This window comes from Streptomyces sp. NPDC104096 (genome assembly GCF_055584385.1).
On the sequence record NZ_JBVJMD010000009.1, the window covers coordinates 136,102 to 161,990 of the forward strand.

26 protein-coding genes and 1 pseudogene are annotated in these 25,889 nt (G+C 72.8%); 12 read left to right on the forward strand and 15 right to left on the reverse strand.

Features of this window, described 5'->3' with window-relative positions; all coding sequences use genetic code 11:
• Positions 1-41: 41 nt before the first annotated feature.
• From ACZ60B_RS13070 to ACZ60B_RS13085, 4 genes are read left to right on the forward strand one after another with little or no spacing between them, the layout of a single operon-like run.
• On the forward strand, positions 42-797 hold the full coding sequence (locus tag ACZ60B_RS13070) for a LytR/AlgR family response regulator transcription factor (RefSeq protein WP_469386148.1): 756 nt from the start codon (positions 42-44) through the stop codon (positions 795-797).
• 10 nt (positions 798-807) lie between these two features.
• Complete coding sequence (locus ACZ60B_RS13075; protein ID WP_469386150.1) at positions 808-1,167, forward strand: hypothetical protein; 360 nt, start codon at positions 808-810, stop codon at positions 1,165-1,167.
• Positions 1,168-1,172: 5 nt separating this feature from the next.
• Complete coding sequence (locus tag ACZ60B_RS13080) at positions 1,173-2,903, forward strand: sodium/solute symporter (RefSeq protein ID WP_469386152.1); 1,731 nt, start codon at positions 1,173-1,175, stop codon at positions 2,901-2,903.
• Positions 2,900-4,105: a sensor histidine kinase gene (locus ACZ60B_RS13085; protein ID WP_469386154.1), complete on the forward strand. Its 1,206-nt coding sequence runs from the start codon at positions 2,900-2,902 to the stop codon at positions 4,103-4,105. Before ACZ60B_RS13080 ends, ACZ60B_RS13085 begins: the two co-directional genes overlap by 4 nt.
• Positions 4,106-4,125: 20 nt before the next feature.
• Here ACZ60B_RS13085 and ACZ60B_RS13090 read toward each other — a convergent pair whose 3' ends face one another.
• The 5 genes from ACZ60B_RS13090 to ACZ60B_RS13110 form a co-directional block, all read right to left on the reverse strand.
• On the reverse strand, positions 4,126-4,302 hold the full coding sequence (locus ACZ60B_RS13090) for a hypothetical protein (protein WP_469386156.1): 177 nt from the start codon (positions 4,300-4,302) through the stop codon (positions 4,126-4,128).
• Between the two features lie 152 nt (positions 4,303-4,454).
• Positions 4,455-5,405: a cytochrome c oxidase assembly protein gene (locus ACZ60B_RS13095; protein ID WP_469386158.1), complete on the reverse strand. Its 951-nt coding sequence runs from the start codon at positions 5,403-5,405 to the stop codon at positions 4,455-4,457.
• Positions 5,406-5,525: 120 nt separating this feature from the next.
• Positions 5,526-6,551 (reverse strand): 6-phosphofructokinase, encoded by a 1,026-nt coding sequence (locus tag ACZ60B_RS13100; protein WP_469386160.1) that lies wholly within the window; start codon positions 6,549-6,551, stop codon positions 5,526-5,528.
• A gap of 233 nt (positions 6,552-6,784) precedes the next feature.
• Positions 6,785-7,513: a type 1 glutamine amidotransferase gene (locus ACZ60B_RS13105; protein ID WP_450662255.1), complete on the reverse strand. Its 729-nt coding sequence runs from the start codon at positions 7,511-7,513 to the stop codon at positions 6,785-6,787.
• A 20-nt stretch (positions 7,514-7,533) separates the two neighbouring features.
• The gene (locus tag ACZ60B_RS13110; protein ID WP_384730192.1) at positions 7,534-8,772 is read right to left on the reverse strand and encodes a MurT ligase domain-containing protein; all 1,239 of its coding nucleotides are present in this window, start codon (positions 8,770-8,772) and stop codon (positions 7,534-7,536) included.
• A gap of 159 nt (positions 8,773-8,931) precedes the next feature.
• On the opposite strand from ACZ60B_RS13110, the gene def reads away from it, so the two are divergent.
• A complete protein-coding gene (gene def, locus ACZ60B_RS13115) occupies positions 8,932-9,471 on the forward strand; it encodes a peptide deformylase (RefSeq protein WP_469386162.1) in 540 nt (179 codons plus the stop codon).
• Between the two features lie 69 nt (positions 9,472-9,540).
• On the opposite strand, the gene ACZ60B_RS13120 is transcribed toward def, so the two are convergent.
• A complete protein-coding gene (locus ACZ60B_RS13120; RefSeq protein WP_469386164.1) occupies positions 9,541-10,185 on the reverse strand; it encodes a TetR/AcrR family transcriptional regulator in 645 nt (214 codons plus the stop codon).
• Positions 10,186-10,357: 172 nt separating this feature from the next.
• Here ACZ60B_RS13120 and ACZ60B_RS13125 point away from each other — a divergent pair, with 172 nt between their 5' ends.
• Positions 10,358-11,584 (forward strand): acyl-CoA dehydrogenase family protein, encoded by a 1,227-nt coding sequence (locus ACZ60B_RS13125; RefSeq protein WP_469386166.1) that lies wholly within the window; start codon positions 10,358-10,360, stop codon positions 11,582-11,584.
• Positions 11,585-11,663: 79 nt separating this feature from the next.
• On the opposite strand, the gene ACZ60B_RS13130 is transcribed toward ACZ60B_RS13125, so the two are convergent.
• The 8 genes from ACZ60B_RS13130 to ACZ60B_RS13165 all read right to left on the reverse strand — a co-directional run bounded on the left by ACZ60B_RS13130 (position 11,664) and on the right by ACZ60B_RS13165 (position 19,762).
• A complete protein-coding gene (locus ACZ60B_RS13130; protein ID WP_469386168.1) occupies positions 11,664-12,185 on the reverse strand; it encodes a cupin domain-containing protein in 522 nt (173 codons plus the stop codon).
• A gap of 7 nt (positions 12,186-12,192) precedes the next feature.
• Positions 12,193-13,407: a cytochrome P450 gene (locus ACZ60B_RS13135; RefSeq protein WP_469386170.1), complete on the reverse strand. Its 1,215-nt coding sequence runs from the start codon at positions 13,405-13,407 to the stop codon at positions 12,193-12,195.
• Positions 13,404-14,510, reverse strand: coding sequence for a type III polyketide synthase (locus tag ACZ60B_RS13140; protein ID WP_469386283.1), 1,107 nt, complete (start codon positions 14,508-14,510; stop codon positions 13,404-13,406). Before ACZ60B_RS13140 ends, ACZ60B_RS13135 begins: the two co-directional genes overlap by 4 nt.
• 420 nt (positions 14,511-14,930) lie before the next feature.
• On the reverse strand, positions 14,931-15,167 hold the full coding sequence (locus ACZ60B_RS13145) for a DUF6213 family protein (RefSeq protein ID WP_162468415.1): 237 nt from the start codon (positions 15,165-15,167) through the stop codon (positions 14,931-14,933).
• Positions 15,168-15,192: 25 nt separating this feature from the next.
• Positions 15,193-16,578: an NADP-dependent succinic semialdehyde dehydrogenase gene (locus ACZ60B_RS13150; RefSeq protein ID WP_469386172.1), complete on the reverse strand. Its 1,386-nt coding sequence runs from the start codon at positions 16,576-16,578 to the stop codon at positions 15,193-15,195.
• Positions 16,579-16,677: 99 nt separating this feature from the next.
• Positions 16,678-17,151 (reverse strand): NUDIX hydrolase, encoded by a 474-nt coding sequence (locus tag ACZ60B_RS13155; protein ID WP_469386174.1) that lies wholly within the window; start codon positions 17,149-17,151, stop codon positions 16,678-16,680.
• Positions 17,148-18,689 carry an ATP-dependent DNA ligase gene (locus ACZ60B_RS13160; protein ID WP_469386176.1) on the reverse strand — a complete coding sequence of 514 codons (1,542 nt, stop codon included), beginning with the start codon at positions 18,687-18,689 and terminating at the stop codon, positions 17,148-17,150. Before ACZ60B_RS13160 ends, ACZ60B_RS13155 begins: the two co-directional genes overlap by 4 nt.
• A 29-nt stretch (positions 18,690-18,718) precedes the next feature.
• Positions 18,719-19,762: an NAD(P)/FAD-dependent oxidoreductase gene (locus ACZ60B_RS13165; protein ID WP_469386178.1), complete on the reverse strand. Its 1,044-nt coding sequence runs from the start codon at positions 19,760-19,762 to the stop codon at positions 18,719-18,721.
• Between the two features lie 77 nt (positions 19,763-19,839).
• Between ACZ60B_RS13165 and ACZ60B_RS13170 the strand changes: the two genes are divergently transcribed.
• The 6 genes and pseudogenes from ACZ60B_RS13170 to ACZ60B_RS13195 all read left to right on the forward strand — a co-directional run bounded on the left by ACZ60B_RS13170 (position 19,840) and on the right by ACZ60B_RS13195 (position 24,539).
• On the forward strand, positions 19,840-20,409 hold the full coding sequence (locus ACZ60B_RS13170; protein ID WP_469386180.1) for a helix-turn-helix domain-containing protein: 570 nt from the start codon (positions 19,840-19,842) through the stop codon (positions 20,407-20,409).
• Positions 20,410-20,539: 130 nt separating this feature from the next.
• Positions 20,540-21,517 (forward strand): NADPH:quinone oxidoreductase family protein, encoded by a 978-nt coding sequence (locus ACZ60B_RS13175; RefSeq protein ID WP_469386182.1) that lies wholly within the window; start codon positions 20,540-20,542, stop codon positions 21,515-21,517.
• Positions 21,514-22,698: an acyl-CoA dehydrogenase family protein gene (locus ACZ60B_RS13180; RefSeq protein ID WP_384730172.1), complete on the forward strand. Its 1,185-nt coding sequence runs from the start codon at positions 21,514-21,516 to the stop codon at positions 22,696-22,698. The genes ACZ60B_RS13175 and ACZ60B_RS13180 overlap by 4 nt, the downstream gene beginning before the upstream one ends.
• A complete protein-coding gene (locus ACZ60B_RS13185; RefSeq protein WP_469386185.1) occupies positions 22,695-23,777 on the forward strand; it encodes an acyl-CoA dehydrogenase family protein in 1,083 nt (360 codons plus the stop codon). The genes ACZ60B_RS13180 and ACZ60B_RS13185 overlap by 4 nt, the downstream gene beginning before the upstream one ends.
• Before the next feature lie 125 nt (positions 23,778-23,902).
• Positions 23,903-24,242, forward strand: a pseudogene (locus tag ACZ60B_RS13190) (PI-PLC domain-containing protein); the annotation flags it as partial.
• Between the two features lie 102 nt (positions 24,243-24,344).
• On the forward strand, positions 24,345-24,539 hold the full coding sequence (locus ACZ60B_RS13195; RefSeq protein ID WP_152891974.1) for a hypothetical protein: 195 nt from the start codon (positions 24,345-24,347) through the stop codon (positions 24,537-24,539).
• 11 nt (positions 24,540-24,550) lie between these two features.
• Here ACZ60B_RS13195 and ACZ60B_RS13200 read toward each other — a convergent pair whose 3' ends face one another.
• Complete coding sequence (locus ACZ60B_RS13200; protein ID WP_469386187.1) at positions 24,551-25,783, reverse strand: phosphodiester glycosidase family protein; 1,233 nt, start codon at positions 25,781-25,783, stop codon at positions 24,551-24,553.
• Between the last annotated feature and the right edge of the window lie 106 nt (positions 25,784-25,889).

Here is a 25,889-nt window from a genome sequence, read left to right on the forward strand (position 1 = left end):
CACATGTCCAGACGTACCGATTGCTCCTACACTCCACGTTCATGCTGCGCGCCCTCGCCGTCGACGACGAACGCCCCTCGCTGGAGGAACTGCTCTACCTGCTCAACGCCGACCCCCGGATAGGCAGCGTGCAGGGCGCGGGCGACGCGACCGAGGCGCTGCGCCGCATCAACCGCGCCCTGGAGTCCGGCCCGCACGGCCCCGAGGCCGTCGACGTCGTCTTCCTCGACATCCACATGCCCGGTCTCGACGGGTTGGACCTGGCCCGGCTGCTGACCGGCTTCGCCCGGCCCCCGCTGGTCGTGTTCGTCACCGCCCACGAGGACTTCGCCGTCCAGGCCTTCGACCTGAAGGCCGTCGACTACGTGCTCAAACCGGTCCGCAAGGAACGCCTCGGCGAGGCGGTACGACGGGCCGCCGAACTGCGCGGCACGGCACCGCGGTTCCCCGTGCACGAACCCGACCCCGACCACCTCCCGGTCGAACTCGGCGGCGTGACCCGCTTCGTCGCGGTCGACGACATCACCCATGTCGAGGCGCACGGTGACTACGCCCGGCTGCACACCGGCCGCGGCAGCCACCTCGTCCGCATCCCGCTGTCCACCCTGGAGGAGCGCTGGCGCTCCCGCGGATTCGTCCGCATCCACCGCCGCCACCTGGTCGCCCTGCGCCACATCGGCGAACTCCGCCTGGACGCGGGTACGGTGAGCGTCCAGGTCGGCACCGAGGAACTCCAGGTCAGCCGCCGCCACGCACGCGAGCTCAGGGACCTGCTGATGCGCCGCCCGACCAGCTAGGGAGGAACTCGTGCCCCAGGACCCCGCCGAGCGCCGCGTCGTCGTCACCGGCCCGCCCCGCCGCACCGGACGCGCCTCCGGCTACTACCGCCCCCGCACCGAGATAGCCGAGCAGACCACCCTCGGACACACCTACGTCCGCTCCCTGATGCGCACCCAACTGCGCGCCGCCCTCGCCGTGTTCGCCGTCCTCGTGCTGCTCGTCGGCCCGCTCCCGCTGCTCTTCGCCGCCATGCCGGACGCCCGCCGCCTCGAATGGGCCGTCCTCGGCTTCTGCCTGTACGCCCCCCTCGTGCTGCTCGCCCGCTGGTACGTACGCCGGGCCGAACGCAACGAACGGGACTTCGTGCTCCTCGTGGAGGACCGCTGAGCGTCGTGAACTCCGGCTACGCCGTCCCCGCCGTCGCCCTCGTCGTGGTCGCCACCGTCCTCGTCGGCGCCTTCGGCCTGCGCATATCCCGCACCACCTCCGACTTCTACGTCGCCTCCCGCACCGTCGGACCCCGCCTCAACGCGGCCGCCATCAGCGGCGAGTACCTCTCCGCCGCCTCCTTCCTCGGCATCGCGGGGCTCGTCCTCGTCCAGGGCCCCGACATGCTCTGGTACCCCGTCGGCTACACCGCCGGATACCTCGTCCTGCTCCTGTTCGTCGCCGCCCCGCTGCGCCGCTCCGGCGCCTACACCCTCCCCGACTTCGCCGAGGCACGGCTCGCCTCCTCGGCCGTACGACGGCTCGCGGGCGCCTTCGTGGTGGGCGTGGGCTGGCTCTATCTGCTGCCCCAACTCCAGGGCGCCGGACTGACGCTGACCGTGCTGACCGGCGCGCCCGGGATGCTCGGCGGGGTGATCGTGGCGGTCGTCGTGGTGGCGACCGTGGCCGCGGGCGGCATGCGCAGCATCACCTTCGTCCAGGCCTTCCAGTACTGGCTGAAGCTCACCGCCCTGCTGGTCCCCGCCCTCTTCCTGGTCCTCGCCTGGCAGGGCGACGGCGCGCCCACGCACGCCTTCGAGGAACCCGCCGCCTTCCGCCGGCCGGGCGTCGTGCGCTTCGACTCCACCCTCGACCTGATGCTGGACCGGCCGCTGACCGTGACCGTCAGCGGCACCGTCGACGGCCGGCCCCTGGACGGCACCCGGCTCGACCTGCCGGCCGGCGTCCACCGCATCGAGCGGGGCACCCGGCTGACCTTCGCCGAGGGCAGCACGGTGCCCGCGGCCGACCGCGGCGGCCAGGCCGGGATGTCGACCTCGCTGGCCGCCGGTCGCCAGGAGCGCCCGCTGTACGCCACCTACGGACTGATCCTCGCCACCTTCCTCGGCACCATGGGCCTGCCGCACGTCGTCGTCCGCTTCTACACCAGCCCGCACGGGGTCGCCGCCCGCCGCACCACCGTCGCGGTGCTCGTCCTGGTCGGCGCCTTCTACCTGCTGCCCCCGGTCTACGGCGCGCTCGGCCGGCTGTACGCCCCCGAACTCACCCTCACCGGCGACGCGGACGCCGCCGTACTGCTGCTGCCCGAGCGGATGATCGGGGGCCTGGGCGGGGAACTGCTCGGCGCGCTGGTCGCCGGGGGCGCCTTCGCCGCGTTCCTGTCCACCGCCTCCGGGCTGACCATGGCCGTGGCCGGCGTCCTCACCCAGGACGTCCTGCCCGCCCGTGGCGTACCGCACTTCCGGCTCGGCACGGTGCTCGCCATGGCCGTGCCGCTCGCGGCGAGCGTCCTGGTAGGTGGTCTGCCCGTGGCCGACGCGGTCGGGCTCGCCTTCGCCGTGTCCGCGTCGTCGTTCTGCCCGCTGCTCGTCCTCGGCATCTGGTGGCGGCGGCTTACCCCGCCCGGCGCGGCCGCCGGGATGCTGGTGGGCGGCGGCTCGGCGTTCGTGGCGGTCACCGCGACCATGGCGGGCTTCCCGGGCACCGGCGGACCGCCGCACGCCCTGCTCGCCTGGCCCGCCCTGTGGTCCGTACCGCTGGGCTTCCTCACCATGGTGCTGGTGTCCCTCGCGACCCCGGGTCGGGTGCCGGCCGGCACGGCGGCGGTGCTGGCGCGCTTCCATCTGCCGGAGGAGCTGCGCACCGAGGAACTGCGGCCGGAGGCGCGGGCGTGAGCGGATTCCTGGCGGGCCTGTGCGTGGCCGCGCTGCCCCTGCTGGCCGCCGGATTCTGGCTGGGCCGGCGCACGGCACGCCCGGAGAGCCAGGGCGGCCTCGGCACCCCCGTCGAGCACGCCACCTTCGAGACCCTGCACACCGCGTCCCTGGCCGCGCCCCCGCTGCGCGAGGGCCTCACCGAGGAGACGGCCCGCAGATCGGCCCGCACCCTGCGGTCGCTGCTCGGCACGGACGCGCTGTGCCTCGCCGACGACCACGACGTCCTCGTCTGGGACGGAGCGGGCAGCCACCACCGGGCCGAGGTCAGGGAGCGGCTCGCGGGCCCTCTGGAGACCGGCCGGGGCGAGGCGTTCCGGCTGGACTGCGACACCCCCGACTGTCCGGTGCGCTGGGCCGTGGTCGCCCCGCTCACCGTCGACGACCGGGTGCGCGGCGCGCTCGTCGCCTGCGCGCCCCGCGAGTCCGCGGTCCTGGTCCGGGCGGCCGGGGAGGTCGCCCGCTGGGTGTCCGTGCAGCTGGAACTGGCCGACCTCGACCAGTCCAGGACCCGGCTGATCGAGGCCGAGATCAAGGTCCTGCGGGCCCAGATCTCCCCGCACTTCATCTTCAACTCGCTCGCGGTCATCGCCTCCTTCGTGCGCACCGACCCCGAGCGCGCCCGGGAGCTGCTGCTGGAGTTCGCCGACTTCACCCGCTACTCGTTCCGCAGGCACGGCGAGTTCACCACCCTCGCCGACGAGCTCCACGCCATCGACCACTACCTGGCGCTGGTCCGGGCGCGCTTCGGCGACCGGCTCTCCGTCACCCTCCAGATCGCCCCCGAGGTGCTGCCGGTGGCGCTGCCCTTCCTGTGCCTCCAGCCCCTCGTCGAGAACGCCGTCAAGCACGGTCTGGAGGGCAAGGCCGACACGTGCCGCATCCAGATCACCGCGCAGGACGCGGGCGCCGAGGCCCTGGTGGTCATCGAGGACGACGGCGCGGGCATGGACCCCGCCCTGCTGCGCCGGATCCTCGCGGGCGAGGTCAGCCCGTCCGGCGGCATCGGGCTGTCGAACGTCGACGACCGGCTGCGGCAGGTCTACGGCGACGACCACGGGCTCGTCATCGAGACCGCGGTCGGGGCGGGCATGAAGATCACCGCCCGGCTGCCGAAGTACCAGCCGGGCGTGCACTCGGCGGCACGCCTCACCGGGACGTGAGCCCCCCGCGTGTACCGGACCTAGGCGGGTCGGTTGTCGGTGACGATCATGGCCAGGGTGAGCAGTCCCAGCACGACCCAGCCGAACCACAGCCAGCCGTTGCTGCCGAGCGCCACCGTGTAGGCCGTCACCACGACGAGTCCGCCGAGGGTGAGCACCCCCATCGCTCTCGTGGAACCGTCCGTGGAACCGGGCATCGCGACACCCTCCTCAGGACACCCTGCTCAGGGTTCGTCCTCCTCCATGGTGCCCCGGTTCGGGCTCGGTGGTACCGCCCGTGCGTGTGCGAGGCGCCGCGAGGCACCGTCGGGGGAGTGGTCACCGCCGCTGTGGCGGCCCGGAGCGGGCTTCAGCGCCCCTGTGCGTTCAGGGAGGCCAGGTAGGCGTTGTACGCCTCCAGCTCCTTGTCCCCGTCCCGGTCCGCGGCCCGGTCCGAGCGCTTGGCCTGCCGCTGCTCGGACCCGTACCACTGGAACAGCAGTGCGATCAGCACCAGCACCGAGGGGATCTCGCTGAACGCCCACGCGATGCCGCCGGCCGCGTTCTGGTCGGACAGCGCGTCGATGCCGAGCGAGGCGGGCGGGTTGCGGAAGCTGTCGACCATCGGCGTCGACCCCATCATCAGCGCGATACCGAAGAACGCGTGGAACGGCATGCCCGCGAACAGCTCCAGCATCCGCATCAGATGACCGGGCCGGTTCGGCCCGGGATCCACGCCGATGATCGGCCAGAAGAACACCACGCCGACGGCGAGGAAGTGCACCATCATCGCCAGGTGCCCCGCCCTGGAACCCATCAGGAAGTCGAACAGCGGGGAGAAGTACAGGGCGTACAGGCTCGCGATGAACAGCGGGATCGTGAACGCCGGATGCGTGACGACCCGCATGTAGCGGCTGTGCAGCAGCGCCAGCAGCAGCTCGCGCGGCCCCTTGCGGCCCCGGCCCGCGACCGGCAGCGCGCGCAGGGCCAGGGTGGCCGGGGCGCCGAGCAGGATCAGGATCGGCGACAGCATGCTGATCACCATGTGCTGCACCATGTGCACGCTGAACATGACCATCCCGTAGTCGTTCAGCGCGGTGCACATCACCGCCATGACCGTCAGCACCCCGACGGTGTACGACACGGTCCGGCCGACCGGCCAGGCGTCCCCGCGCCGCCGCAGCCTGACGACCCCCCAGCCGTACAGGGCCAGGGCCAGCAGGCAGGCCACGAGGAAGAAGGGGTCCGCCGACCACTGAAGACCTCGTCCCAGCGTGAACGGCGGCAGATCCATGGTCATGCCGTGCCCGCTGTGATCCATCCGCCGGCTCCTGGTTCGTGGGGGTTGCGCGCTGTCTGTCCACAGCTGTCTGTCCGAACCCAGACTAAAGCCGCCCCCGGCCGCGACTGCGGCCGGGGGCGGCTGAAGCCCGCAGAAGGCTCAGAGCACGCACTCCGCCTCGGCGTACCGCTCCTCCGGGACCGTCTTCAGCGTCTTCACGGCCTCCGCCAGCGGCACGGTCACGATGTCGGTGCCGCGCAGCGCGGTCATCATGCCGAACTCGCCGCGGTGCACGGCCTCCACCGCGTGCCAGCCGAAGCGGGTGGCCAGCACGCGGTCGTACGCGGTGGGCGTGCCGCCGCGCTGGACGTGCCCGAGGATGACCGGCCGGGCCTCCTTGCCGAGGCGCTCCTCCAGCTCCACCGAGAGCTGGCGGGCGATCCCGGCGAACCGCTCGTGGCCGTAGACGTCCTTGCCGCCCTCGTCGAACTCCATGGAGCCGGCCCTCGGCTTGGCGCCCTCCGCGGCCACGACGATCGCGAACCGCTTGCCCGCCTCGAAGCGCTCCCCGACCCGCCGCGCCAGCTCGTCGATGTCGAAGGGGCGTTCCGGTACGACGATGGCGTGGGCGCCGGCCGCCATGCCCGAGTGCAGTGCGATCCAGCCGGTGTGACGGCCCATGACCTCCACGATGAGCACGCGCTGGTGGGACTCGGCGGTGGTCTTCAGCCGGTCCAGGGCCTCGGTCGCGACCCCGACGGCGGTGTCGAAGCCGAAGGTGACGTCGGTGACCGCGATGTCGTTGTCGATGGTCTTCGGCACGCCGACGATGGGCAGGCCGTTGTCCGACAGCAGGCGGGCCGCCTTCAGCGTGCCCTCACCGCCGATCGGGATGATCGCGTCGAGACCGAGCTCCTCGACATGGCCCCGGGCCCGTTCCACGCCGTCCCGCAGATGCTCGGGGCGGACCCGGGAGGAGCCGAGGATGGTGCCGCCGCGGGCCAGGATGCCGCCCACGGCGTCGAGGTCGAGCTTGAGGTAGTCGCACTCCAGGAGGCCCCGCCAGCCGTCCCGGAAGCCGATGACCTCGTCGCCGTGGTCGACCACGGCACGGTGGACGACGGACCGGATGACGGCGTTCAGGCCGGGGCAGTCGCCGCCGGACGTGAGGACACCAATGCGCATAGCCCGAAAAACCTTCTCCACGTGGGCCGGGGCCGAACCACGCTGTCCGGCGCGGACGTCGCCACCCTAGCGTCAGGAGGGGGCCGGAACGCACCGTGCGTCCGCCTGCTGGACGGGCCCGCTCACCTGTGCGGACGGGGTGTCAGACGGGCCCGCTCACCTGTGCGGAAGGCCCGTCGGACGGGCACCGGACGGGTGTCCGGAAGGTGTCCGACGGGCCTGTGCAGAGACGTTCAGGCAGGCTGCTGGGCGGCCGCGATCCGCTCGTTGCGCAGCGCCTCGTACCAGTGGTCGTCGATCGGCGGCAGCGCGTTCACGTCCAGGGCCAGCTTCAGCAGCAGGTCCGCGACCTGAGGGTTGCGGGCGAGCACGGGCCCGTGCATGTACGTGCCGAAGACCGTGTCGTTGTACGCGCCCTCCGTGCCGTCCCCCGTGCCGTTGCCCCGGCCGATCCGCACCTGGGCGAACGCGCGGGCGGTGGGGCCGAGGTGGGTGACGCCCTGGTGGTTCTCGAAGCCGGTCAGCGGGGGCAGACCGAGGCGCGAGTCGATGTCGGCGAGCACGTCGCCGACGCAACGCTCGCCGGTGCCGCGCTCCGTCGTCACGTCCAGCAGCCCGAGACCCGGCTCGCGCTGGCCCAGGTCGTTGACGAACTCCTGGCCGAGGATCTGGTACCCGGCGCACACCGAGAACACGATCGCGCCGTTCTCCACCGCCCGGTACAGGTGCCCGTCGCGGCGCAGCCGCTCGGCCGCGAGCCGCTGCGGCCGGTCCTCGCCGCCACCGATGAGGTAGATGTCGCCGGAGGTCGGGATCGGCTGGTCGCTGCGTACGTCCATCCGGGCCACGTCGAGGCCGCGCTGGCGGGCCCGGCGTTCCACGACGAGGACGTTGCCCTGGTCGCCGTAGGTGCTGAGGAGGTCGGGGTAGACCCAGACGATCCGCAGTTGGTTGTCGCTCATGAGATGACCGTCCTTGGGGGTCAGTTGCCGACGCGGCGGCGCAGGTCCTGGAAGGCGGTGTAGTTCGCGATGACCTCGATCCGCCCGGGAGGTGCCATCTGCACGGCCTGGTCGACGCTCTCGCACACCTGGAAGTGCTGGTTGGCGACCTCCAGACGGACCGCGAGGTCCAGCTTCCGGTCGCCGATCACGAAGATCGGGTGGCCGGTCAGCCGGGTGTAGTCCACGTCCCACAGCCACGAGGTGTCCGTGCCGTCGGCGCCGCGCGCGTTCACCGACAGGATCACCGGGGTCGGCGGCGGGTCGATCAGGGAGAACGTCTCCAGCCAGCCGGCCGGGTTCTTGGCGAGCAGCAGCCGCAGGTCGCGCTGCATGAACTGCACGACGTCGTAGCGGCCGGCCACGGCCTGCACCTGGTACATCCGCTCCAGCGCCACCTGCGGCGGCACCCCGAAGACGGCGGCGACCGCGGCCGAGGAGGCGGCGTTGGCCTTGTTGGCGCGACCCGGCAGCTGGAGGTGGATCGGCCAGGCCGAACCGTGCGGGTCGAGGACGTGGTCGCCGGAGAGCGCCCAGCTCGGCGACGGCCGGCGGAAGCCGCAGTCGCCGCAGAACCAGTCGTCGCCCGGACGCTGCATCACACCGCCGCAGGACGGGCAGGACCAGGCGTCGTCCTTCCACATCTGCCCGGCTGCGACCCAGATCACATTGGCGGACGAGGACGCGGCCCACACCACCAGCGGGTCGTCCGCGTTGGCGACGACGACGGCCTTGGAACCGGCCAGGCCCTCACGCCAGTTCTCCGCCAGCATGCGCGTCTCGGCCGCGCGGTCGAGCTGGTCGCGGGAGAGGTTGAGCAGCGCGATGCACTTCGGGTCGGTGTCCCGGGCCACGCCCGCGAGGTACTTCTCGTCGACCTCTATCACGGCGTAACGGGCTTCCGAACCGCCCGCGAGCGCCGAGGTGATGCCGGCCGGCATGTTCGCGCCGAGCGCGTTGGACACGACCGGACCCGCGGCGCCCAGGGCCTCCGCGATCAGCCGGGTGGTGGTCGTCTTGCCGTTGGTCGCCGAGACCAGGACGACGTCCAGGTTCTGGGCGAGCCGGGCGAGCAGGTCGGGGTCGAGCTTGAGCGCCACCCGTCCGCCGATCACCGAACCGCTGCCGCGCCCCGCTGCGCGCGATGCCGCCGCGACCGCCTTGCCCGCGGTCACGGCGATCTTGGCCCGCGGCGTGAGCGGGTCCGAGTTGCCTGCCATCAGTTCTCGATCCTCCTTGCGTACGCGCCGCGCCTCAAGCCGTTCGGCAACGTGGTGTGGACCTCAGCCTATCGAGATCCATTCACACACCCGAACCCTGGCACCCCCGCGGCAGCCACGCGACATCCGCGCGGCTGTCAGGACCGTACCCTTGCCGCCATGCGACAAGGTCCGATCCCGGGCGCCCGCGGGCGCGTCCGGCCCCTCACCCTGCTCGGCGACCCGGTGCTGCACGCCCCCTGCGCCGAGGTCACCGACTTCGGTCCCGAACTGGCCCGGCTCGTGGAGGACCTGTTCGCCACGATGTACGCGGCGCAGGGGGTGGGCCTGGCCGCGAACCAGGTCGGCGAGGCGCTGCGGGTGTTCGTGTACGACTGTCCGGACGACGAGGACGTCCGGCATCTGGGGCACGTGGTCAACCCGCGGCTGGTCACGGCGGACGGACTGGTGCTGCGCGGGCCGGAGGGGTGCCTGTCCCTGCCGGGCCTGGAGGCGGGGACAGAGCGCCACGACCACGCGGTCGTCGAGGGGTTCACGGTGACGGGCGAGCCGGTCACCGTGCACGGGACCGGCTTCTTCGCCCGCTGTCTGCAACACGAATGTGATCATCTGGACGGTACGGTGTACGCGGACCGGGTGACGGGATGGCGCGGCCACCGGCTGAGGCGGCAGGTGAAGCGGGCCCCCTGGCACAGGTGAGGCGTCCGCGCGCACGTGGCAAGCCGACGACGCGTCCGCACGGGCGGACCGGCCGCCGACGGCCCGGGGTCAGAACCCCGGGCCGCCCACCTTGTCGCCGGCCGCCGCCAGTCGGCCCCACAGCAGGTCGGCGAGACTGCGCACGAGTTCGGCGCGGGAGCACGGCCGTTCGCCCAGCCACCAGTCGCCGGCCGCGTGCATCATGCCGACGATCCCGTGTCCCCAGACCCGCGCGAGCTGCTGGCTGCCCGGACCCAGGTCCACCCGCTCCTCGATCACCTGGGCCAGCTCCTCGCCCATCCGGCGCAGCAACGGCGCGCTGTGCTTGCCCACGTCGAAACCCTGGTCGCCGGCCTGGCCGCCCTCCGCCGGGTGCATCAGGAACCGGTACACCTGGGGGCGTGCCTCGATGGCGGCGAGGTAGGTGTCGAGGGTGGCCTCGACCCGCTCGCGCCGCTCGGCGGGCGCGTCGAGCGCGGCCCGCAGCGAGGAGAGCAGGGCGTCCGTGTGCCGCGTGGCCAGGGCGGCGTACAGTCCGCCCTTGTCGCCGAAGTGCCGGTAGAGGATCGGCTTGGTGATGCCGGCCTCCGCGGCGATGGCGTTCATCGACGCCTGCGGGCCGTCGCGGAGCACCACGCGGTCGGCGGCCTCCAGCAGCTCGCGCCGTCGACGGTCGGCGGCCCGCTGCTGATCGGTCCGCTGTGTGGTGTCCATGAGCTCTCCCCACCCGTGCTGGTTCGGTGACGCCTGCGCAAACTAACACTCAACACCCTCCTGACATCGAACGGGATGCCGACCGGTCATCAGGAGTTGACATCTGCTACCCGTCGGTAACACACTCGCGTTACCGCTAGTAACATGCACGTGCGCCGCCGCTGGAGGGGACATGGCCGAGTTCACCATGGAGCTCAACGACGAACAGAAGGAGGTCCGGGACTGGCTGCACGGCTTCGCCGCCGACGTCATCCGCCCCGCGGCCGCCGAATGGGACGAGCGTGAGGAGACCCCCTGGCCGGTCATCCAGGAGGCCGCCAAGGTCGGAATCTACTCCCTCGACTTCTACGCCCAGCAGTACTTCGACCCCACCGGCCTCGGCATCCCCATGGCCATGGAGGAGCTGTTCTGGGGCGACGCGGGCATCGCCCTGTCGATCGTGGGCACCGGCCTCGCCGCCGTGGGCGTCCTCGCCAACGGCACCGAGGCGCAGATCGGCACCTGGATCCCGCAGATGTACGGCGACGCGAACGACGTGAAGGTCGCCGCCTTCTGCTCCTCCGAGCCCGACGCCGGCTCCGACGTGGCCTCCCTGCGCACCCGCGCCGTCTACGACGAGGCCAAGGACGAGTGGGTGATCAACGGCACGAAGACCTGGGCGACCAACGGCGGGATCGCCAACGTCCACGTCGTCGTCGCCGTGGTCGACTCCGAGCTCGGCTCCAAGGGCCACGCGTCCTTCATCGTCCCGCCGAACACGCCGGGCCTGTCCCAGGGGCAGAAGTTCAAGAAGCACGGCATCCGCGCCTCGCACACCGCCGAGGTCGTCCTGGAGAACGTGCGCGTCCCCGGTTCCTGCCTGCTGGGCGGCAAGGAGAAGCTGGACGAGCGCCTCGCCCGGGCACGGGAGCGGGCCAAGGCGGGCGGGGAGCGCGTGAAGAACGCCGCGATGGCCACCTTCGAGGCGTCCCGCCCGGCCGTGGGCGCGATGGCGGTGGGCACCGCCCGCGCCGCCTACGAGGTCGCCCTCGACTACGCCAGGACCCGCGAGCAGTTCGGCCGGCCGATCATCGACAACCAGGGCGTGGCCTTCCAGCTCGCCGACATGCGCACGTCCATCGACGCGGCGCGGCTGCTGGTGTGGCGGGCCTCCTGGATGGCGGTCAACGGCCGGCCGTTCACGTCGGCCGAGGGGTCGATGTCGAAGCTGTTCGCGAGTGAGACCGCGAAGAAGGTGACCGGACAGGCCATCCAGATCCTGGGCGGCAACGGCTACACCCGGGAGTACCCGGTGGAGCGGATGCACCGGGACGCGGCGATCTACACCATCTTCGAGGGCACCAGCGAGATCCAGCGCCTGGTGATCGCCCGCACCCTGTCGGGGATGCCCATCCGCTAGCACGGCGGGGCGTGGGCGGGGCGTGTGCCGGTCCGGCCCACGCCCCGGCACCCCGCGCACCGCTGTCCGCACCGGTCGGTCAGCGGTGCTTCAGCGGGGTCAGCTGCTCGATGTCGTAGCGCATCCTCAGTGCCTCGATCGCCTCGTGGTCCGGCGGGCCTCCGCCGTCCAGGATCTCCAGGAGTTCCTCGAAGTAGCGCTCGTGGTCCGGCGGCGGCGACGCCTGGAAGAACATCTTCGCGGGCGTCTCCGTCGGATTCGCGAACGCGTGCGGGCAACCGGGCGGTACGACGATCACCGTGCCCGCCGTCGCCCGCACCACCCGGTTGCCCGAACCCGACTCCCAGGTGCGCCAGTTGTCGGGGGTGCGGACGCGGGGCTCGAAGGCGAGCACGTCCAGCTCCCCCTCGAGCACGTAGAACAACTCCTCGCTGCGCGCGTGCACATGGGCACCGACGTCGAAGCCCGGCGGGACCACCACCTCGAAGGTGGAGGACGTGCGCGAGTGCGAACCGGTCACCTTGAACGTCACGTGCTGCGCGGGACTCTGGACCACCCGGCCGTGGCCGGGCGGCACCAGCAGTCCCTCGGTCGTCGTCATCGGGGGCTCACCAGGTGACGGGCAGGGCCTCGGGCCCGCGGATCAGCGCGCCCTTGCGGAACGGCACCTTCTCCGGCGCGACGGCCAGCCGCAGCCCCGGCATCCGGTCGAGCAGCGCGTCGACGAGCAGCTCGGACTCCAGGCGGGCCAGCATGCCGCCGGGGCAGTAGTGCGGACCGAAGCCGAACGCGACATGCGGGTTCGGCGACCGCGAGAAGTCGATCGTCTCGGGGTACGGGAAGACGTCCGGGTCGCGGTTGGCGGCCAGATAGGACACGTAGACCGGATCACCGGCCCGGATCCGTACGCCTCCGATCGCCACGTCCTCCAGTGCGATCCGGGACAGACCGACCGCGTTGCGGTGCGGGATGTACCGCAGGAGTTCGTCGATGGCCTGCGGCCGGATCTCCGGTTCGGCACGCAACTGCCGGGCCAGGTTCGGGCGGGTCAGCAGGATGTAGAACATCTGCCCGCTGTTGTTGGTGACCGCCTCGCCGCCGATCTGGAGCAGGACCGCGAGCCCCACGGCCTCCTCCAGGGTGATCTCGTCCCGGCCCACGGCGGCGCCGAGCAGCGAGGTCACGTCCTCGGCCGTGCCGTCCTCCCGCCGGCCGATCAGGTCCGCGAAGTAGGCGCCCATCTCGGCCTTGGCCTTCTCGCTGAGGTTCGCGCCGTGCGAGGAGGACAGGATCAACTGGGTCCAGGTGTGCATGCCGTGCCGGTCGACCGCCGGGACGCCCATCAGCTCGCAGATGACCGCGATGGGGAACGGGCTGAGCACCGTCTCGGTGAGATCCGCGGGCGGACCGTCCTGGAGCAGCTCGTCGACCAGCTCGTCGAGCATCAGGCGGGACCTCTCCCGGATCCGCTCGACGCCCTTGGCCGTGAAGGCGGGGGCCACCGCCCGGCGCAGTCTGGTGTGGTCCGGCGGGTCCAGGAAGCCGACCGCGCCGCGGGCCGGGATGAAGTGCGGGGCGAGCCGGGTGACCGGCTGGTCCATGACCGCCTCGCGGCCGAACCGGGGGTCGTTGGTCACCGTGCGCACATCGTCGTACCGGGTGACCAGCCACGCCCACCCCTCGCCGTTGGGGAGCTGGATGCGGGTGACGGGGCCCTCGTTCATCAGCTCGGTCAGGACCGGGTCGAAGTCGACACCGGTCAGATCGAGGGCCGGCCAGTGCCGGACCGGGGGCAGGGTCTCGGTGATCGTCTTCTCGGTCATGACGCCCCTTCGTCGCCGCGGTTCCACCGGCCCAGCGACATCTCGGCCGTGATGCCGGGGCCGAACCCGGCGAGCAGTCCGCGCGCCCGGTGCTCGGCACCGCCCTCGTCGAAGAGCCGGCGCAGCGCGTCCAGGACGACGGCGCTGGCGATGTTGCCGTACTCGGTGAGCGTGGCCCGGCTGAAGCGGAAGGCGTGCGGATCGACCTTCAGGAACTTGCTGAGGTCGTCGAGTATTCGGGGACCGCCCGCGTGGACGATGTAGAAGTCCAGGTCGGCCGCGTTCCAGCCGTGCACGCTCGCGAGGTCGTGGAGCGCCGGGGCGAGCGGCTCCATGGTGGCGGGCACCCGCTTGTCCAGCAGGAAGTGGAAGCCGGTCGCCCGGACGTCGTACATGATCCACTCCTCGGTCTTGGGGATCAGGTACGAACCGTTGCGCTCCAGCTCGATGCCGGTGCCGCCCCTGCCGCGGACCGCGGCGGCGGCGATGCCGTCCCCGAACAGGCCGTTGGACAGCAGCGATCCGACGCCGAGGTCGGTGGGCTGGTAGCACAGCGAGCAGAACTCGCAGGCCACGATGAGCGCGTTGGCGTCCGGGTACGCCGTGCAGAAGTCATGGGCCCGGTTGATCGCGGCGCCGCCCGCCGCGCAGCCCAGCTGGGCGATGGGGATCTGCCGGGTGGTGCTGTCGAAGGCCATCTCGTTGATCAGCCACGCCGTGAGCGAGGGCATCATGAAGCCCGTGCACGAGACGTAGATGATCACGTCGACGTCGGTGGTGAGCAGTTCGGCCTCGTCGAGCGCGCGCTGGATGACCGCGGGTACCCGGGCCTTCGCCTCGGCCTGGTAGAGCTTGTTGCGTTCCTCGAACCCCGGGTGTTTCAGGGTCTCCTCGATCGGCTGCACGATGTGCCGGGTGCGGACGCCCGTGTTCTCGATCAGACGGAGGGCCAGGGGCAGTTGCGGGTGGTCCTGGTGGTGGTTACGCGCCAGCTCGAGCGTCTCCTCCATGGTGATGACGTGCTCCGGGACCGACACCGAGGGTTTGCACAAAGTCGCCATGACCGTGCCTGCTTTCGCCGTCCGGAAGACCCCTTCGCAGATCCTCCGGTCAGAAGGTGGTTCACCCGTGAGGGTGGTCCACCCACGATCACCCGACAGGGCGACGGTCTCTCGCTGGACTACTCCAATCGGGGTCCTCGCGACGCAGCCGGACGGGCCGCCGCGCACCTCGCCCGGCACCGTGCGAGTGAGCTCCAGTGACTGGGAAAGTGCTGGTCGGAGCCGGTGGGCGGGCCGCGCGGGATCCGGTGCCGACCCGATCGGAGCCGTGGCTCGGCCGGGACGAGGCGGAGCGGGCGGGGCACGTCGAGAGCGTCCCGGGGCGGCGCCGGCCGACCGCCGCGGACCGGGCCGGGTTCCCGCATCCGGCCGAACGCCGGACCGGGCACACGGACGCGCCCCGACCCGCGGGCGGGCCGGGACAGGGACGAGCCAGGGCCGGGCCGGTCCGAACGGCGGGCCCTAGCCCCGCTGTCCGCTGCTGTGCGCGATGCACGCCACGTCGATCCGGTCGGCCAGCTTGGCCAGTTCGATGGTCAGCGCCGCGACCGTGTCCTCGTCCAGGCCGTCCTGACCGGCCTCCACCAGATGCAGCCAGCGGCCGCCCACCGTGCGCAGCAGCTTGCTGACGTCGGACGCCGACACCTGCAACGTGCCGCGGTCGTCGACGATCAGAGGCAGGGTCACTTCGCGGTTCACAAAGGGGATCGTAGCCGCGGAAGGCTCACGCTCCCTGCCATACGGTGGTGATGTTGCAGAACTCGCGGATTCCGTGCCCGGAGAGCTCGCGCCCGTATCCCGACCGCTTCACCCCGCCGAACGGGAACGCCGGATGGGAGGCCGTCATCCCGTTCACGAACACGCTGCCCGCCTCCAGGTCCCGGACGAACCGGTCGACCTCGGCCTCGTCCCGCGTCCAGACGTTCGAACTCAACCCGAACGGAGAGTCGTTGGCGATCAGCACCGCCTCGTCCAGATCGCCCGCGCGGTACAGCGTGGCGACCGGCCCGAAGGCCTCCTCGCGGTGGATGCGCATCTCCCGGGTGATCCCGGACAGGACGGTCGGCGGGTAGTACCAGCCCGGTCCCTCGGGCCGTTCGCCGCCGCACAGCACGGCGGCGCCGCTGCGCCGGGCGTCGTCGACCAGTTCCTCCAGGTCGGCCCGCCCCTGCTCGTTCGCCAGCGGCCCGACCTCGGTGCTCTCCAGCAGCGGGTCGCCGACCTTCAGCGCCCTCATCGCCGCCGTGAAGCGCTCGGTGAACTCCTCGTGGACGTCCGCGTGCACGATGAACCGCTTGGCGGCGATGCACGACTGCCCGTTGTTCTGCACCCGGGCGGTCACCGCGACCCGCGCGGCCCGCTCGACGTCGGCGGACGGCATCACCACGAACGGGTCGCTGCCGCCCAGTTCCAGCACCGTCTTCTTGATCATCTCTCCGGAGGTCGCCGCGACCGACCGGCCGGCCGGCTCGCTGCCGGTGAGGGTGGCCGCCTTGACCCGCTCGTCGCGCAGGATCCCGTCGACCGCGCCGGCGCCGATCAGCAGGGTCTGGAAGGTGCCCTCGGCGAAGCCCGCGCGATGGAAGAGGTCCTCCAGGTAGAGGGCGGTCTGCGGGACGTTGGAGGCGTGCTTGAGCAGGCCGACGTTGCCCGCCATCAGGGCGGGCGCCGCGAAGCGGACCACCTGCCACAGCGGGAAGTTCCACGGCATCACCGCGAGCACCGGCCCCAGCGGCCGGTAGCGGACCAGGACCCGCGAGGCGCCGGAGTCCTGCACGTCGGCGTCGGCGGGCAGTTCGTCGGCGAGCAGTTCCTCGGCGTGGTCGGCGTACCAGTGCATCGCCTTGGCGCACTTGGCCGCCTCCGCGCGGGCCTGCCTGACCGGCTTGCCCATCTCGGTGGTCATCACCCGCCCGATGTCCGCCTGGTCCGCCTCCAGGAGTTCGGCTGCCCGGTGCAGCAGGCGGGCGCGCTCGGCGAACGTCGAGGTGCGGTACGTACGGAAGGTGGCCTCGGCGAGCTGGAGCCGGCGTTCGATCTCCTCCTCGCCCATGGCCTCGTACGTCTTCAGCGTCTCGCCGTTCGCCGGGTTCACCGTTGCGATGGGCATGACCGTCCTCCCTGGGAGCAGGCTGTGTCTCGACCTTCCCGCGCGCCGCGGGGGACCGCAACGCGTGCGCGTCCGCTCAGGCAACGTCCGCGCGTCCGCTCAGGCCGAGTGCTCCGCCAGGCGGTCGAGAAACGCGGTCTGTGCCTTGATGATCAGCTCCCGGGCCCGGTCGAGCCCGAACCACTCCACCCGGTCCAGCTCGGGGAACTCCCTGACCTGCCCGGACCGCGGTGGCCACTCCATCCGGAAGGTGCCCGGACGGACCGCCGACGGATCGAGGTCGGCCTCGACCGCCCAGGCCGTGACGGTCTTGCCGCCGCTCTGCCGGACCTCCCCGAGCGGCACCGCCTCGCCGTCGGGCGGCGCCAGCCCCAGCTCCTCCAGGAACTCGCGCCGGGCGGCCGTCAAGGCGGGCTCGTCGGGCTCGTGCTCGCCCTTGGGCAGGGTCCACGCCCCGGCGTCCTTCCGGGCGAAGAACGGACCGCCCATATGCCCGAGCAGCACCTCGAGGCCATGATCGGTGTGCCGGAACAACAGCAGTCCGGCGCTGCGTCCGCCGCGGGCGGCGCTCACGGGCGTACCTCCGGGTGCGCGGCGAGGAGCGTCTCCACGCTGTCCGCCTCCTCGGCACGTTTGTCCGGCCGGTAGCGGACCACGCGGGCGAAGCGGAGCGTGACGCCGGCCGGGTAGCGGGTGGAGCGCTGGAGGCCGTCGTAGGCGATCTCGACGACGAGTTCGGGGCGTACGGTGACCACCTGGCCGTCGTCGTCGACGGCCAGCTCCGCCAGCCGCTCGGTCTGCCAGGCGAGCATCGCGTCGGTCATGCCCTTGAAGGTCTTGCCGAGCATGGCGAAACCGCCGTCGGCCGTGCGGGCGCCCAGGTGCAGGTTGGACAGTTTGCCGGTGCGCCGCCCGTGGCCCCGCTCGACGGCCAGCACCACCAGGTCCAGGGTGTGCACGGGCTTGACCTTCAGCCAGGCGGCGCCGCGCCGCCCCGCGCTGTAGGGGGCGTCCAGGGCCTTGACCACCACGCCCTCGTGGCCGCGTCGCAGGGTGGCGGCGAGGAAGTCCTCCGCCTCCCGGACGTCCTCCGGCCGCCCGGACGCCGGCGTCCGCCGCACCCGCATCGGCTCGGGCACCAGCCTGACCAGCTCGGCGTGCCGCTCGGCCAGCGGCAGGTCGAGCAGGTCACGGCCGTCCACGTACAGCGCGTCGAAGAAGACGGGGGAGACGGGGACCGCCTCGGCGGCCGTGGCCACGTCCACCCGCGAGCCGACCCGCCCGGCGGTCTCCTGGAAGGACCGCGGCCGGCCGTCCGGGCCGAGCGCGATCACCTCGCCGTCCAGGACGAACCGCTCGCCGGCCAGCTCCCGCGCGGCCGCCGTCACCTCGGGCAGGCGATCGGTGATGTCGTCGAGGGTGCGGGTGTGGACGCGCACGGTGTCGCCGTCGCGGTGCACCTGGACCCGGATGCCGTCCAGTTTCTCCTCCACCGCGCAGGCGCCCAGCCTGCCGATCGCGTCGGCGACCGAGGCCGCGGTGTGCGCGAGCATCGGCAGCACCGGGCGTCCCACGGTGAGCCGGAACCGGTCCAGGGCCGCGGGGCCGTCGGCGAGCAGCGCCTGCGCCACGGCCGGGAGCGAACCGGCCAGCATCACCGCCCGCCGTACGTCCGCCGCCGGGGTCCCGGTCGCCGCCGCCAGGCCCTCGACCGCGACCGCGTCCAGCGCGCCCTGCCGTACCTCGCCGGTGATCAGGCCGAGCAGGAACCGCTGCTCGTCCTCGGTGGCCGCGCCCATCAACGCCCCGACCAGACGCGCCCGTTCGGTCTGCGAGCCGGGCCCGGACACCGCGGCGAGCCCGGTCAGCAGGGCGTCCACCTCGCGCACGGTCAGCGCCGGTGCGGCGGCCGCCGGGACGGGGCGGGACAGCACCTTCCAGCCGACGCCCAGCCGGCCCTGCGGCAGCCGCCCGGCCAGGTACGGGATGACGAGCGGCACGTCGTCCGTGTCGGCGTCCCGGAACAGCTCCGCGAGCAGCGCGGTCTTCCGGGACCGTGCCGAGGTGGCGGCGACCTCCCGGGACACCTGGGCGAGCCGGCTCAGCAGCATGCAGCCATGGTGCACCGCGGGCGCGGCGACTACACCCGCACGGCCGCGTCGAGGTCGGCGAGGAGCAGCTCGCCGTTGATCGCGGCGCCCGCCCGGTAGCCGCGGCTCGCCGCGTTCACCACCTGCTCGGCGAAGCCGGAGGCGTTCCCGGCCGCCCACAGCCCGGGGACGGTCGTCAGACCCCGCTCGTCGATCACCGGATACGCGCCGAACGCAGTGTCGCGCAGCTCGGCGCCCAGCCGCCGCAGCAGCCCGTTGCGCGGGACCGCGCGCGGCGCCACGAACAGCACCTCGCGCGCGTGCACCGTGCCGTCCGCGAGCCGGACGCCGGTGAGGCGGTCGTCGTCGACGACGAGCCCCGCCACCTCGCCCGGCACCACGGCGACCCCCGCCGCGGCCAGCCTGCGCACGTCGTCGCCGGACAGCTCGCCGCGGTCGACCGTGTGCAGGAAGAGCGTCACGTCCTCGGACCACTGGGACACCGTCAGCGCCTGGTGCACGCTCGCCGGGGTGGTCGCGAGCACCCCGAAGGCCCGGTCGCGCACCTCCCAGCCGTGGCAGTACGGGCAGTGCAGCACATCGCGTCCGAACCGCTCGGCGACCCCCGCGACGGGCGGGAGCTCGTCCTTCAGACCGGTGGCGACGACGAGCTGCCGGGCGTGGACCGTCCGTCCGCCCGCGAGCACCACGCCGAACCCGCCGTCCGGGTCCCGGACCGCGTCCACCGCCCAGTCCCGGACGAGCCGCACGCCGTACCGGGCGATCTCCGCGCGCCCCACCGCCAGGAACCCGGCGGGCGCCATCCCGTCCCGGGACAGATAGCCCTGCATGTGCGCGGACGGCGCGTTGCGCGGCTCGCCCGCGTCGACGACGAGCGTGCGGCGCCGGGCCCGGCCCAGCACCAGGGCTGCGGACAGCCCGGCCGCGCCGCCGCCCACGACGATCACCTCGTACGTCCCGGTCGGGTCGTGCGGGTCCGCGGTTTCGGGCGTCCCGGCCTCGACGGGCGCCTCGGCGGCCGCGTACGGCCGGGCGGCCTCGCGGGTCTCGGCCGGCTCGTGCTTCTCGGTCATGGTGACCACCTCCGGGAAGACGGTCGTCCGCGTGCGGCGGAATTGACAAACGGCTTTGCCGAATCTGCAATACGAGGATGAGTACCGACGACGTTCTCGCGGAGGTGGGCCCCAGGCTGCGCCGGATCCGCAAGGAGCGGGAGGTGACCCTCGCCGCGCTCTCCGAGTCGACCGGCATCTCGGTCAGCACCCTCTCCCGGCTGGAGTCCGGCCTGCGCAGGCCCAGCCTCGAACTGCTGCTGCCGATCGCCCAGGCCCACCAGGTGCCGCTGGACGAGCTGGTCGGTGCGCCGCCGGTCGGGGACCCGCGGGTGCGGGCGAAACCGGTCATGCGGCACGGGCGTACCCACTGGCCGCTGACCAGGCAGCCCGGCGGACTCCAGGCGTTCAAGGTGCTCGAACCGCAGCGCAGCCTCGACCCGGACCCGCGCACCCACGAGGGCTACGAGTGGCTGTACGTGCTGTCCGGGCGGCTGCGGCTGGTGCTGGGGGAGCACGACGTGGTGCTCGGCCCCGGGGAGGCGGCGGAGTTCGACACGCGGGTGCCGCACTGGTTCGGGTCGACGGGCGAGGGGCCGGTGGAGTTCCTCAGCCTGTTCGGACCGCAGGGCGAGCGGATGCACGTACGGGCGCGGCCCTCGCGCTGATGAGCCGGAGGGTGGGTCCGGCACAGCCCCCGCGGGTGGGACCGTGACGCGTCCACCTGTTCCCTGATCGGCAAGCGACCGCTTAGTATGCGATCGACCGGTCGAGGACGCAGTCCCGTGGAGGCTTCGCATGCAGGCATGGCAGGTGCACGAGAACGGCGAGCCGAGTGAGGTGATGCGGCTCCAGGACGTCGAGCGGCCCACGCCCGGCGACGGCCAGGTCCTGCTGAAGGTGCGCGCTGCGAACATCAACTTCCCGGACGCGCTGATGTGCCGAGGCCAGTACCAGGTCCGGCCGCCGATGCCGTTCACGCCGGGCGTGGAGATCTGCGGCGAGACCGAGGACGGGCTCCGGGTGATCGCGAACCCGGCCCTGCCGTACGGCGGTTTCGCCGAGTACGCCGTCGCCGACGCCGCCGCCCTGCTGCCCGCCCCCGAGTCGCTCGACGACGCCGAGGCCGCCGCGCTGCACATCGGCTACCAGACGGGCTGGTTCGCCCTGCACCGCCGGGCCCGGCTGGAGGCCGGCGAGACGCTGCTCGTCCACGCCGCGGCGGGCGGGGTCGGCAGCGCGGCCGTCCAGCTCGGCAAGGCCGCCGGAGCCACCGTCATCGGGGTCGTCGGCGGGGCGGACAAGGCGGCCGTGGCCCGCGAACTGGGCTGCGACGTGGTGATCGACCGGCGCGCCGAGGACGTCGTCGCCGCCGTCAAGGCGGCCACCGGCGGCCGGGGCGCCGACGTGGTCTTCGACCCGGTGGGCGGCGACGCCTACACCCAGTCCACCAAGGTCGTCGCCTTCGAGGGCCGGATCGTCGTCGTCGGCTTCGCCAGCGGCACGATCCCGTCCGCCGCGCTGAACCACGCCCTGGTGAAGAACTACACGATCCTCGGCCTGCACTGGGGCCTCTACAACACCAAGAACCCGAAGCTGGTCCAGCACTGCCACGAACAGCTCACCGAGCTGGCCGCCCGGGGCGCGATCAGGCCGCTGGTGAGCGAGCGCGTGCCGCTCGCCGAGGCCGCGGCCGCCGTCCAGCGGGTCGCCGACGGCGTCACCACCGGCCGCGTCGCCGTGCTGCCCGCTCTGGAGAACGGAGCCGCCGCATGACCGACGCAGCCGAACTGCGCAGCCTCACCCAGGAGTTGCTGACCGCGTACCCGCCCGCCACGACGGACCGCACGGACTTCCTCAAGGCCCGGTTCGACGCGGGCCTGGCCTGGGTGCACTACCCGGTGGGCCTCGGCGGACTCGGCGCCCCCCGCTCCCTCCAGGCCGTCGTGGACGCCGAACTGGAGGCCGCGGGAGCTCCCGACAACGACCCGCGGCGCATCGGCATCGGCCTCGGCATGGCCGCGCCGACGATCCTGCGCTACGGCACCGACGAGCAGAAGCAGCGCTTCCTGCGCCCGCTGTGGGTGGGCGAGGAGGTCTGGTGCCAGCTCTTCAGCGAGCCCGGCGCCGGGTCCGACCTGGCGGCCCTGGGCACCCGGGCGGTCCGGGAGGGCGACGGGGACTGGGTGGTCAACGGGCAGAAGGTGTGGACCTCCAGCGCCCACCTCGCCCGCTGGGCCATCCTGATCGCCCGCACCGACCCGGACGTGCCCAAGCACGCGGGCATCACCTACTTCCTGTGCGACATGACCGACCCCGGCGTCGAGGTCAGGCCGCTGCGCCAGATCACCGGTGAGGCCGAGTTCAACGAGGTGTTCCTCACCGACGTCCGCATCCCCGACTCGCGCCGCCTCGGCGAGGTCGGCGACGGCTGGCGGGTCGCGCAGACCACCCTGAACAACGAGCGCGTCGCGATCGGCGGGATGCGGCTGCCCCGCGAGGGCGGCATGATCGGCCCGGTCTCGAAGACCTGGCGCGAGCGCCCCGAACTGCGCACCCACGACCTGCACCAGCGCCTGCTCGGACTCTGGGTGGAGGCCGAGGTCACCCGGCTCACCGGCGAACGGCTGCGCCAGCAGCTCGTCGCGGGCCAGCCCGGCCCCGAAGGCGCCGGCATGAAGCTCGCGTTCGCCCGCCTCAACCAGCAGATCAGCGGCCTCGAGGTGGAACTGCGCGGCGAAGAGGGCCTGTTGTACGACGACTGGACCATGCGCCGCCCGGAACTGGTGGACTTCACCGGCCGTGACGCCGGCTACCGCTACCTGCGCTCCAAGGGCAACAGCATCGAGGGCGGGACCAGCGAGGTCCTGCTGAACATCGTCGCCGAGCGCGTCCTCGGACTGCCGTCCGAGCCCCGCACCGACAAGGACGTCGCCTGGAAGGACCTGGCCCGATGAGCACCACGCCGGACCTGCTGTACTCGGAGGAGGAAGAGGCGCTGCGGTCGGCGGTGCGGGACCTGCTGACCGACCGCTGCGACCCGGCCGCGGTGATCGCGCGCACCGAGTCGGACGCCCCGCACGACCTCGCCCTGTGGAAGACCCTCGCGGACGGAATGGGCCTGGCCGGCCTGCTGGTCCCGGAGGAGCTGGACGGCCAGGGCGCCACCCACCGCGAGGCCGCCGTCGTCCTGGAGGAACTCGGGCGGGCGGTCGCGCCGGTGCCGTATCTGACGAGCGCCGTGGTCGCCACGGAGGCGCTGCTGGAGTGCGGCGCCGACGACCTCCTCACGCGGCTGGCCACCGCCACCTCGATCGGCGCGCTGGCCGTCGGACTGCACACCGCCCCGGGCGCCGCCTTCGCGACCGCACGGCTGGAGAACGGCACCCTGCACGGCGAGTTGACGGGCATCGCGGACGCGGCCGTCGCCGACCTGCTGCTCGTACCCGCCGACGACGGCGGGCTGTACGCGGTGGACTCCGCCGCCGTGACCGTCACACCGCAGGTGTCCTTCGACCTCACCCGCCCGCTCGCCACCGTCCGGCTCGACGGCGCCGCCGGCCGCCGCCTGGGCGAGGCCGGACCGGCCGTCCGGCGCGCCCTGCGGGCCGGTGCCGGACTGCTCGCCTCCGAGCAACTCGGCCTGGCCGAATGGACGTTGACGGAGACGGTCCGCTACCTCAAGGAACGCAAGCAGTTCAACCGGCCCGTCGGCGGGTTCCAGGCCCTCAAGCACCGGCTCGCCGGGCTGTGGCTGGAGACCGTCGGCCTGCGCGCCGCCGCCCGCAACGCGGCCGACGCCCTCGCCACCGGCGAGGACGCCGACGTGGCGGCCGCCGTCGCCCAGGCGTACGCGGCCTCCGTGGCCGTGCACGCCGCCGAGGAGGCCCTCCAGCTGCACGCCGGCATCGGCATGACCTGGGAGCATCCGGTCCACCTGTACCTCAAGCGGGCCAAGGCCGACTCGATCGCGTACGGCACGGCGGGCGCCCACCGGTCCGCGCTGGCCGAACTCGTCGACCTGCGCGCCCCCTGACCGACACCCGGCGAAGCCCGCCCCGCCCGGACGCGAACCACCCCCGCGTCCACCCGGGGCGGGCTTCGCCGTGCGCCCGCCGCGCAGGGACGGACCGGAATCGCCTGCCCTCGGGCAGGCGAGGGCGTCAACGGCACCTGTTCACCACGTACGCCGCCGGCCGGGTACGCCCCGGACCGGTCACCGACGTCATCTCCGGCGACCGAGCGGCCCGGGCGCCGATGGAGGCGCAGACCGTCCGCAGGGCGTTCCACGACGGCCGGCTCGCCGACCTCGGCAGTTCCGCGCCCGCCTCCTTCGTCTCGCTGACCAGCGACAACCGGACGCTCGACTTCGGCTGAACTCGCCGGACCCGCCCGCACCGCCCTGTGGAGCGAACTCCTCGCGGCCGGGGTCGACCACCTCGACACCGACCACCTGGCGGGCCTGGAGGCCTTCCTCGACTCCTACCGCCCCGCCGCGTAGAACCACTCGTTCGGCGGACAGGTCAACCGCCCGGACGGACCCTGCGCTACGCCACACTTACGGCCGAACGCCGCGAAGCGGACGTGGCGGAGGAGGTTGACGATGGCCATTTCCATCTCTGCGGTGCTGCTCCTGCTGATCCTGGCGGTGATCTTCCTGCGCAACGGCGGACTGAAGATCTCCCACGCGCTGATCTGCGCCCTGTTCGGCTTCTGTCTCGCCGGCACCAGCATCGCTCCCACGATCAGCAGCGGGATCACGGCGACGGCCGACATGGTGAGCAGCCTGCATCCGTGATCCCGCGCGGGTCACCCGATGGTGAAGACCCCGATCCCGTTGGCGACGGCGCGCTCCGTCCCGCCCGAGGGGTGGTTGCGCACCGAGACCCGAGTCGTGCCCGGGGCCCTGGCCACCAGCGTCGACGAGCCGCCGCCGTCGAGGCTGAACCCGTCGACCGCGCCCAGGCTCCGCAGCACACCCGCCACCTCGGCGATCGTGAGGCCCCTGCGGTACGCGGGCGCGCCGTCCAGCGCCAGCAGGAACACGCGCCGTCCACCGTTCGAGATGCCCACGGCGGTGCGCACGGCCGCCGTCGTGTTGTCGAGACCGGCCGGCGGAAGTCCCCCGCGCAGGACCGGGTACCCGCCCAGCGCGAACCGGTACGGGATCCGGCTGCCCGAGGCCACCAGCCGGTGCCGGACCGAGACCGGCTCGCCCCGGAAGAACCTGCGCAGTTGCTGCGCGCCCGCCTCACGGCCGACCAGCACGGTCGTGCCCGGGGCGACGGCGCCGCTGCCGGGCCGCTCGGCGAGCGCGACGACCCTGCCGTGCCGGACCGTCACCTCGTAGGTGTCCGCGCTGCACGCCGCGGCCCGCTCGACGTCCGTCCCGCAGGTGGCCCGCACCCGCGAGGCGCTGCCCCAGTCCGAGGTGAACGCGCCGATGGCCCCCACCGGCAGCGCGTACTGGTTGAGCCCGCCGAGCGGGAGCGTGCCCGCGGGCGTGCTGACCGACCCGTCCAGGCGCAGCCGGTCGAGCCGGGCGCGCCAGTCGGAGCCGACGCCGACGACCTCGGTGGCGTCCGTGCCCGGCGGCAGCGCGGGGCCGAACCGCTGCCCGTCCGGCACGGCCGCCTTGAGGGCCCGGCCCGCCGCGATCGCCGGTCCCACGGCGGCACCCGTCACCTGGACCCCCGGATGCTGGATCTCGGTGATGTTGAAGAAGTCCCCGTTGACGCCCGCGACCGCGCCCTGGGCCCGGGCCAGCCCGGAGATCGTGGCCCGCGCCGCCACCCCCTTGGGGTGGAGCAGCCCGAGGCGCACCCGCCCGCGCAGGTCGACGCTCAGCACATGGGCGCGCGTCACGCCCCTGGCCCCCCGGATGTCGAGCTGCCGGTACACCACGCCCGGCGCGAGCGTCGTGCCCTGCGCGGCGTCGGCGGGCGCCGCCCCCACCACGGTCGCACCGGCCAGCGCGCTGAACGCCGTGAGAACCGTCAGTACCGATCTTCCCGTCCCGAACCATGTCCGACGTAAAGTCACCTGATCCCCTGAGGTCGCGTCAACTCACCCGTACGTCGGAAAAGTTCAGCAGAACCCTTTTCGCCACGGGGTGGCCTGCGCGCTACTGCACGAGAACGAGTGAGGG

Excerpts from the sequence above, each read along its gene's own strand:
- ACZ60B_RS13070 (WP_469386148.1), top strand. The coding sequence starts at position 42 with ATGCTGCGCGCCCTCGCCGTCGACGACGAACGCCCCTCGCTGGAGGAA.
- ACZ60B_RS13090 (WP_469386156.1), bottom strand. The coding sequence starts at position 4,302 with ATGCCCGGTTCCACGGACGGTTCCACGAGAGCGATGGGGGTGCTCACC.
- ACZ60B_RS13095 (WP_469386158.1), bottom strand. The coding sequence starts at position 5,405 with ATGGATCACAGCGGGCACGGCATGACCATGGATCTGCCGCCGTTCACG.
- ACZ60B_RS13100 (WP_469386160.1), bottom strand. The coding sequence starts at position 6,551 with ATGCGCATTGGTGTCCTCACGTCCGGCGGCGACTGCCCCGGCCTGAAC.
- ACZ60B_RS13105 (WP_450662255.1), bottom strand. The coding sequence starts at position 7,513 with ATGAGCGACAACCAACTGCGGATCGTCTGGGTCTACCCCGACCTCCTC.
- ACZ60B_RS13110 (WP_384730192.1), bottom strand. The coding sequence starts at position 8,772 with ATGGCAGGCAACTCGGACCCGCTCACGCCGCGGGCCAAGATCGCCGTG.
- def (WP_469386162.1), top strand. The coding sequence starts at position 8,932 with ATGCGACAAGGTCCGATCCCGGGCGCCCGCGGGCGCGTCCGGCCCCTC.
- ACZ60B_RS13120 (WP_469386164.1), bottom strand. The coding sequence starts at position 10,185 with ATGGACACCACACAGCGGACCGATCAGCAGCGGGCCGCCGACCGTCGA.
- ACZ60B_RS13125 (WP_469386166.1), top strand. The coding sequence starts at position 10,358 with ATGGCCGAGTTCACCATGGAGCTCAACGACGAACAGAAGGAGGTCCGG.
- ACZ60B_RS13130 (WP_469386168.1), bottom strand. The coding sequence starts at position 12,185 with ATGACGACGACCGAGGGACTGCTGGTGCCGCCCGGCCACGGCCGGGTG.
- ACZ60B_RS13135 (WP_469386170.1), bottom strand. The coding sequence starts at position 13,407 with ATGACCGAGAAGACGATCACCGAGACCCTGCCCCCGGTCCGGCACTGG.
- ACZ60B_RS13150 (WP_469386172.1), bottom strand. The coding sequence starts at position 16,578 with ATGCCCATCGCAACGGTGAACCCGGCGAACGGCGAGACGCTGAAGACG.
- ACZ60B_RS13160 (WP_469386176.1), bottom strand. The coding sequence starts at position 18,689 with ATGCTGCTGAGCCGGCTCGCCCAGGTGTCCCGGGAGGTCGCCGCCACC.
- ACZ60B_RS13165 (WP_469386178.1), bottom strand. The coding sequence starts at position 19,762 with ATGACCGAGAAGCACGAGCCGGCCGAGACCCGCGAGGCCGCCCGGCCG.
- ACZ60B_RS13170 (WP_469386180.1), top strand. The coding sequence starts at position 19,840 with ATGAGTACCGACGACGTTCTCGCGGAGGTGGGCCCCAGGCTGCGCCGG.
- ACZ60B_RS13175 (WP_469386182.1), top strand. The coding sequence starts at position 20,540 with ATGCAGGCATGGCAGGTGCACGAGAACGGCGAGCCGAGTGAGGTGATG.
- ACZ60B_RS13180 (WP_384730172.1), top strand. The coding sequence starts at position 21,514 with ATGACCGACGCAGCCGAACTGCGCAGCCTCACCCAGGAGTTGCTGACC.
- ACZ60B_RS13185 (WP_469386185.1), top strand. The coding sequence starts at position 22,695 with ATGAGCACCACGCCGGACCTGCTGTACTCGGAGGAGGAAGAGGCGCTG.
- ACZ60B_RS13195 (WP_152891974.1), top strand. The coding sequence starts at position 24,345 with ATGGCCATTTCCATCTCTGCGGTGCTGCTCCTGCTGATCCTGGCGGTG.